Source organism: Variovorax sp. 01T439_2 (assembly GCF_056398445.1).
The window spans coordinates 1-5,680 of record NZ_JBFTPJ010000328.1; the positions used below are offsets into that span (position 1 = coordinate 1).

6 protein-coding genes are annotated in these 5,680 nt (G+C 61.0%); 4 read left to right on the forward strand and 2 right to left on the reverse strand.

Annotated features, from left to right (window positions below):
• Positions 1 to 144: 144 nt before the first annotated feature.
• From AC1DOC_RS16610 to AC1DOC_RS16620, 3 genes are read left to right on the forward strand one after another with little or no spacing between them, the layout of a single operon-like run.
• The gene (locus tag AC1DOC_RS16610; protein ID WP_478080734.1) at positions 145 to 450 is read left to right on the forward strand and encodes a non-heme iron oxygenase ferredoxin subunit; all 306 of its coding nucleotides are present in this window, start codon (positions 145 to 147) and stop codon (positions 448 to 450) included.
• Positions 451 to 462: 12 nt separating this feature from the next.
• The gene (locus AC1DOC_RS16615; protein WP_478080735.1) at positions 463 to 1,695 is read left to right on the forward strand and encodes an NAD(P)/FAD-dependent oxidoreductase; all 1,233 of its coding nucleotides are present in this window, start codon (positions 463 to 465) and stop codon (positions 1,693 to 1,695) included.
• Positions 1,692 to 2,792: a zinc-dependent alcohol dehydrogenase gene (locus AC1DOC_RS16620; RefSeq protein ID WP_478130108.1), complete on the forward strand. Its 1,101-nt coding sequence runs from the start codon at positions 1,692 to 1,694 to the stop codon at positions 2,790 to 2,792. The genes AC1DOC_RS16615 and AC1DOC_RS16620 overlap by 4 nt, the downstream gene beginning before the upstream one ends.
• A 273-nt stretch (positions 2,793 to 3,065) precedes the next feature.
• Here the strand turns inward: AC1DOC_RS16620 and AC1DOC_RS16625 are convergent, their stop codons facing one another.
• Together AC1DOC_RS16625 and AC1DOC_RS16630 are read right to left on the reverse strand one after the other, a co-directional pair.
• Positions 3,066 to 3,932 (reverse strand): SDR family NAD(P)-dependent oxidoreductase, encoded by an 867-nt coding sequence (locus AC1DOC_RS16625; RefSeq protein WP_478080737.1) that lies wholly within the window; start codon positions 3,930 to 3,932, stop codon positions 3,066 to 3,068.
• Positions 3,929 to 4,669 carry a dienelactone hydrolase family protein gene (locus AC1DOC_RS16630; RefSeq protein WP_478083235.1) on the reverse strand — a complete coding sequence of 247 codons (741 nt, stop codon included), beginning with the start codon at positions 4,667 to 4,669 and terminating at the stop codon, positions 3,929 to 3,931. Before AC1DOC_RS16630 ends, AC1DOC_RS16625 begins: the two co-directional genes overlap by 4 nt.
• A gap of 83 nt (positions 4,670 to 4,752) precedes the next feature.
• Between AC1DOC_RS16630 and AC1DOC_RS16635 the strand changes: the two genes are divergently transcribed.
• Positions 4,753 to 5,680, forward strand: a 928-nt coding sequence (locus AC1DOC_RS16635) for a CaiB/BaiF CoA transferase family protein (protein WP_478130109.1), incomplete at its 3' end; no start/stop codon positions are given.

The following is a 5,680-nucleotide window of genomic DNA, read 5'->3' on the forward strand; positions in this document are numbered from 1 at the left end:
GTCAAGGATGGCAGTGCCTACGCGGTTGTGCCTCTCGACGTCGTTTCCGAGCTTGGCGAGATGGACGAATTCCTGGAACGTCATCACGGCGAACTGATGCCCGGCGACACTGCCGAGCCCGCTGCCGCCTAGTCGCTTGCCGTCATGACGCTTCAGCTTATCGCCGCATGTGAAAAGGTCACGCAGGACGCTCCATACGCCTATGAAGGCCAGGGAAAGAAGATTGCGATCTACCGGGTCAACAACGAGTTCTTCGCAACCGACAACGTGTGTCCGCACGCCTACGCCCTGATGTCCGACGGTTTCGTGGAAGGCGAAACCATCGAGTGCCCCTTGCATGGCGCTGTCTTCAACATCCGCACTGGCAAATGCATGGGCCCGCCCGCGGAGTCTGATCTGGAGACGTACCCCGTCACGGTGGTCGACAACAAGATCTTCCTTAACCTTTAGTCGGCCGCGAACATGTCTAACGTCAACGACATCGTCATCATCGGAGCCGGGCAGTCCGGCGGCTGGGCAGCCAAGACGTTGCGCGACTCAGGCTTCACCGGCTCAGTGCAGATGATTGGCAATGAAAGCCATCTTCCCTACGAACGTCCGCCCCTGTCGAAGCAAGTGTTGCTCGGCGAGCTGGGACCCGGTGCATGTCAACTGTGGTCGCAAGAGCGCCTTGTGGAGCTGGCAATCAAAGTGGAGCTTGGGAATCACGTCGAGCGAGTCGACCGGGCCGGCCGCCAGGTTGTTTGTCGGGATGGAAAATCGTTTCACTTCGACCAGCTGCTTCTGGCGACGGGGTCTCGACCCCGGCAATTGTCCTGCGAGGGGGCCGAGCTGCAGGGCGTGCATTACCTGCGGACGATCGACGACTGCCTGGCCATTCGCGCCAACCTCGGAACTGCCATCCGGCTGGTTGTCGTGGGCGGCGGCTGGATCGGGCTGGAAGTTGCCTCAGGTCTGCGAGCGCGCGGCGCCCATGTCACGGTGCTCGAGGCTTCCAATCAACTCTGCGGACGCTCGCTTCCTCCGTCGCTCAGCAAGTATTTCCTGGAGCAGCACGTTAGTCGCGGCGTGGACGTTCGGCTGGGCGCTCGCCTCAAGCGCTTCGTGGGAAATGGAAAGATTCAAGGGGTTGAGCTCGATGACGGTTCGATCGTGCCTGCTACGGTAGTGCTCGTAGGCATCGGTGCAGTGCCGAACGACGAACTTGCACGGTCCTGCGGGCTGGACGTTGGCAATGGAATCGTGGTCGACGAGCACTGCCGGACTTCGGACCCCAGAGTATTTGCCTGCGGTGACGTGACCGACCAGCCGCTGGGACAGGGCAGGGGACGCCTCGAATCTTGGAAGAACGCGCAGGATCAAGGGGTGGCAGCTGCGAAGGCGATGCTGGGCGCCGAGCCCGTCACTAGAGAGCTGCCGTGGTTCTGGTCCGACCAGTTCGACATCAACTTTCAGTTGTTGGGCGTCGTGCCCCCAGGCGCGCAGCAGTACCGAAAGGCCAATGCGAGTGACAGCGGCTTCATCGACTTCTTTGTGCAAGAAGGACACCTGGTAGCAGCGGCGGCCATCAACAGCCCTCGCGAATTGCGGGAAGCCAAGAGAGCGATCCAGAAAGCGCTTCCGTTCTCTGAAGAAGGCTTGGTGTTGATTCAAGATCAATGTGATGCCCCTGAGAGGCAGGAGAAAGAACTATGAGCGGCGCAAGAGCGTTGGTGCTGGAGTCACCGAAGAACCTCCAGTTGCGTGAATTCCCCTTACCCGAGATCAGCGACGACGACGCGGTGTTGCGGGTCGAAGCCTGTGGTCTGTGCGGCACCGACTATGAACAGTGGCTCGGCCACCTTGGTGATTGGGGCGGAGGCATGCCGATCGTGCCCGGCCACGAGATCATGGGATTCATCGAGCGTATCGGGCCCACGGCAGCCAAGCGTTGGCGTGTGCAAGAAGGCGACCGCGTCGCGGTCGAGCCGATCATCCCTTGCGGGCACTGTGCAGATTGCATAGCGGGCGAGTACACGCGGTGTCAGTCCGACTTGGGGTATGGCCTGTACCAGAATATCCATTCTGCGCCGTCGCTGTGGGGCGGCTACGCGAGTCATGTGTACCTGCATCCGAAGACGATGGTGCACAAGCTTCCCACGAGCGTCGCCACCGACCTGATGACCTTGGTGAATCCGTTGTCCAACGCAATCCGCTGGGTGTACGAGGTGGGCGGCGCTGCGCTCGGAAAGACGGTCGTGATCGCTGGTCCAGGTCAGCGGGGGCTGCTGGCCGCCGTGGCTGCACGCAGGGCAGGCGCTTCGCAGATCATTGTGACCGGGACATCGTCTGACCGCGGCCGTTTGGATCTGGCCTTACAGCTTGGTGCTACGGCGGTCATCGATGTCGACAAGGAGGATCCAGTGGAGCGCGTGGTCGAAATCACCGGTGGACGATTGGCGGACGTCGTCCTTGACGTGTCGGCAGGATCGATGGCTCCGATCATCCAGGGCGTGGACATGGTCAAGCGCGGCGGGCGAATCGTGCTGGCCGGTCTCAAAGCGAACAAACCACTCGACGGGTTTCCGATCGACAAGGCAGTGCTGCGGGAGATTCAGCTTGTCGGAGTGCTGAGCGCAGGGTGGGAATCGACTGAATTGGCGATCGACATCGTCACGCATGCCGGAGAGGCGCTAAGGCCACTCTGCACGCATTCTTTTGGAATGGACAGAGGCACTGAGGCGGTGCGCACGCTCGGGCGAGAGGTGACCGACGGGCGGGACGYCATCCACATCACACTGACGCCCGAATAAGCATGTGTGCAGCCTGTTATCGCGCTGCCTCGTTTCGTTCGCTTCTGGCGAACGAGGAGCGCGCAACGACGGACGAAAAGAAAAATCAAAAGCCCCCGCCGGTCAATTCTTCTGACGGATCTCCCCCAGCCTCAATCGGTACGCTTGGAAGCGAGCAGTCCCAGCAAAGGGTGTAGCGCCACGCGCCCCCCGTCCCGGCGCACAGTGACGAGTGCAGATTGAGCCTGCGTTGTTCGCAGCACCAAGCAACCAGGCTGCACGGTTCCCGCGGAATCAGGCCTTGGCCACCGGGATGTGCGATTGCGCGCCCAACTGTGGCCAGGCAATCGGCGCGGTTGCTGCGGTAAGGCGTTCCTGAATCGAGAGCGCCAAGTCCCAGTGCCTCGCCACCAGCCGCAAGCCCGTGACGTCATTTGCTTCGTTCGAACACAGCCAGAGCACTGGCTCGGCGAGCTTCTCGGGTTGGATCAGGTCTTCGGGTTCTATCCCGCAGTCCGCCGGCACCATGCGGGAGTTCACTGGTCCACCGGGGAGTAGCACGTTGACGGTAACGCCAGATCCATCCAAATCCTGGAACATGATGCGCGATGACGCCTCCAGTGCGGCTTTGCAAGGCCCATAGGGGCCGATGCCCTGGCGATACATGGTATCTAGGCTGGTCGAGACATTGATGATGCGGCCCCACCCGCGCCGTACCATGTCCGGAGCGAACAGTGTGCTGAGCAGTTGAGCTCCAAAGACGTTGACCCGCAGCATTTCGAGCCACAGCGCGTCCGGGGTAGACCAGAATTTGGGCTTCGCCACGAGATAGGCCGGATCATTGCGCTCAGGACCTATCGCTGCGTTATTGATCAGGATGTCGATCCCGGAAGATGCTTCGACCAGCTCCGCCCGCAGCGCCTGGGCACTTGGCCGGTCAGCGATGTCCATTGCCTTGGCAATAACGCTGCCACCACGTTCCCGCAAGTGCGTGGCCACCTGCTGGAGTTCGTGTGCTGCGACATCCACCAGGACGAGACTGGCACCGGCGGCGCCCAAGCGCTGCGCGATTGCCAGGCCAATGCCTTGTGCCGCTCCTGTCACTAGTGCCGTTCGACCCTTGAGCTCGTTGACCGCGTATGGCAATAAGGATTCGATCATGCTCGTGAGTCCCTGGGTACTGCTTCGGCAAAGCGGCTGGCCGCAAAGCGCAGTGCTCGACTTCTCGCGAGTTCGTGCGCACCTGGATTGAAGCGATCCGCTCGAAGCCGGTTGAAGAAGGCATGCTCGGCGCCCTCGTAGGTATGGAACTCGTCGTTGGCCCGTTCGCGCTTGGCGACTTCGTCGCGGACCGCTTGGATGACCTCGACAGGGTTGTGGTTGTCGTTCGTTCCGAAGTGGAACTGCACAGGACATCTGATCGCCTGGATCAGATCGCCCAGCTTGTTCAAGCCCACCCCGTACATGGAAATCATCCCGGACAGTGGTGTGGCAGCGGCCAAGCGAACCGCCATTCGGCCGCCCAGGCAAAAGCCGAACACGATTGGCCGCTGGTCTACCGCCTGTTCTGCCTGTAGCCAGTCGGCGCAAGCAGTCAGATCCAACACTCCCGTGACCTCGTCGTAGCGCAGGGAGTAGTCCACGGCCGCTTGGCGCTCATTGGCGTCCTCGCCGTTGCCCAAGTCCAAATTACGTGCCAGCCGCCAGTAGATGTCCGGCACAACAACTGCATAGCCCGCTCCGGCAAGGTCGTCCGCGATCGAACGCATCGCGGGCGTGACACCGAAGATCTCCTGGATCAAAACGATGGAGCCGCTGGCTTGGGCAGGTCGGGTGAAGTACGCGTCCATGCGGTCAGAACCGATGGGAATCGAGACATTTGTCGAAAGGAGATCCATGGCAAGTAGGTCTGTTGACAAAGGTAGTTGGATGAGGCATCCTAGCATGCAGTATTTGGCGTTGCAATGACGTGGAAGGAAAAATGGACAAGAACCCAACCTCGCCCCTGACCGGCGTGCGAATCGTCGAACTCACGGCGATGATCACGGGGCCGCTGGCCGGCACACTGTTGGCGGATCTAGGCGCCGAGGTGGTCAAGGTGGAAAACCCGAAGGATGGCGATCCTTTCCGGTCTTTCCGCGGCGGTACTTACAGTCCCTACTTCGCCACCTACAACCGAAACAAGAAAGGGGTCACGCTCAACCTGAAAGGTGCGCTGGGTAAGGAGGCGTTCCTGAGGTTGATAGAAAGCGCTGACGTGCTGATAGTGAACTTCCGCTCCGGCGTGATGGAGCGGCTTGGCCTGGGCGTGGACAAGCTGCGGGAAGTCAACCCTCGTCTGATCGTCTGCTCCATTACGGGTTTCGGGGAGTCAGGGCCGTACGCTGATCGGCCGGCCTATGACGCGGTGGGGCAAGCGCTGAGCGGCATCTCCAGCCTCCTGCTTGGTGCCGACGCGCAGATAACCGGGCCCTCGATTGCGGACAACCTGACTGGCATGTATGCCAGCTACGGCATCCTCGGCGCGCTGTTCGAGCGAGAACGCACAGGCAAGCCCCGTACGCTCCAGTTGAACATGCTGGAATCGACAATGGCGTTCATCAGCGATCCCTTCGCCAACTTCAYGATGGCTGGCGTCAAGCCGGATCCTTTGATGCGAGTGCGCGCGTCGCAGTCTTACGCATTGCGCTGCCAAGATGGATCGCTGGTGGCCGTGCACATGTCCTCGCCTCAAAAGTTCTGGGTGGGCTTGCTCAAGGCCCTTGAGCGCGAGGACCTGGCGACGGACCCGCGCTTCGCTGAGCGAGCACAGCGGCTGGACAACTATGAAGAACTTGCCTTTGAACTAAACCGTACGTCGAAGACGCAGCCGCGTGACCATTGGTTGGCTCGCCTTGTCGAGAACGACG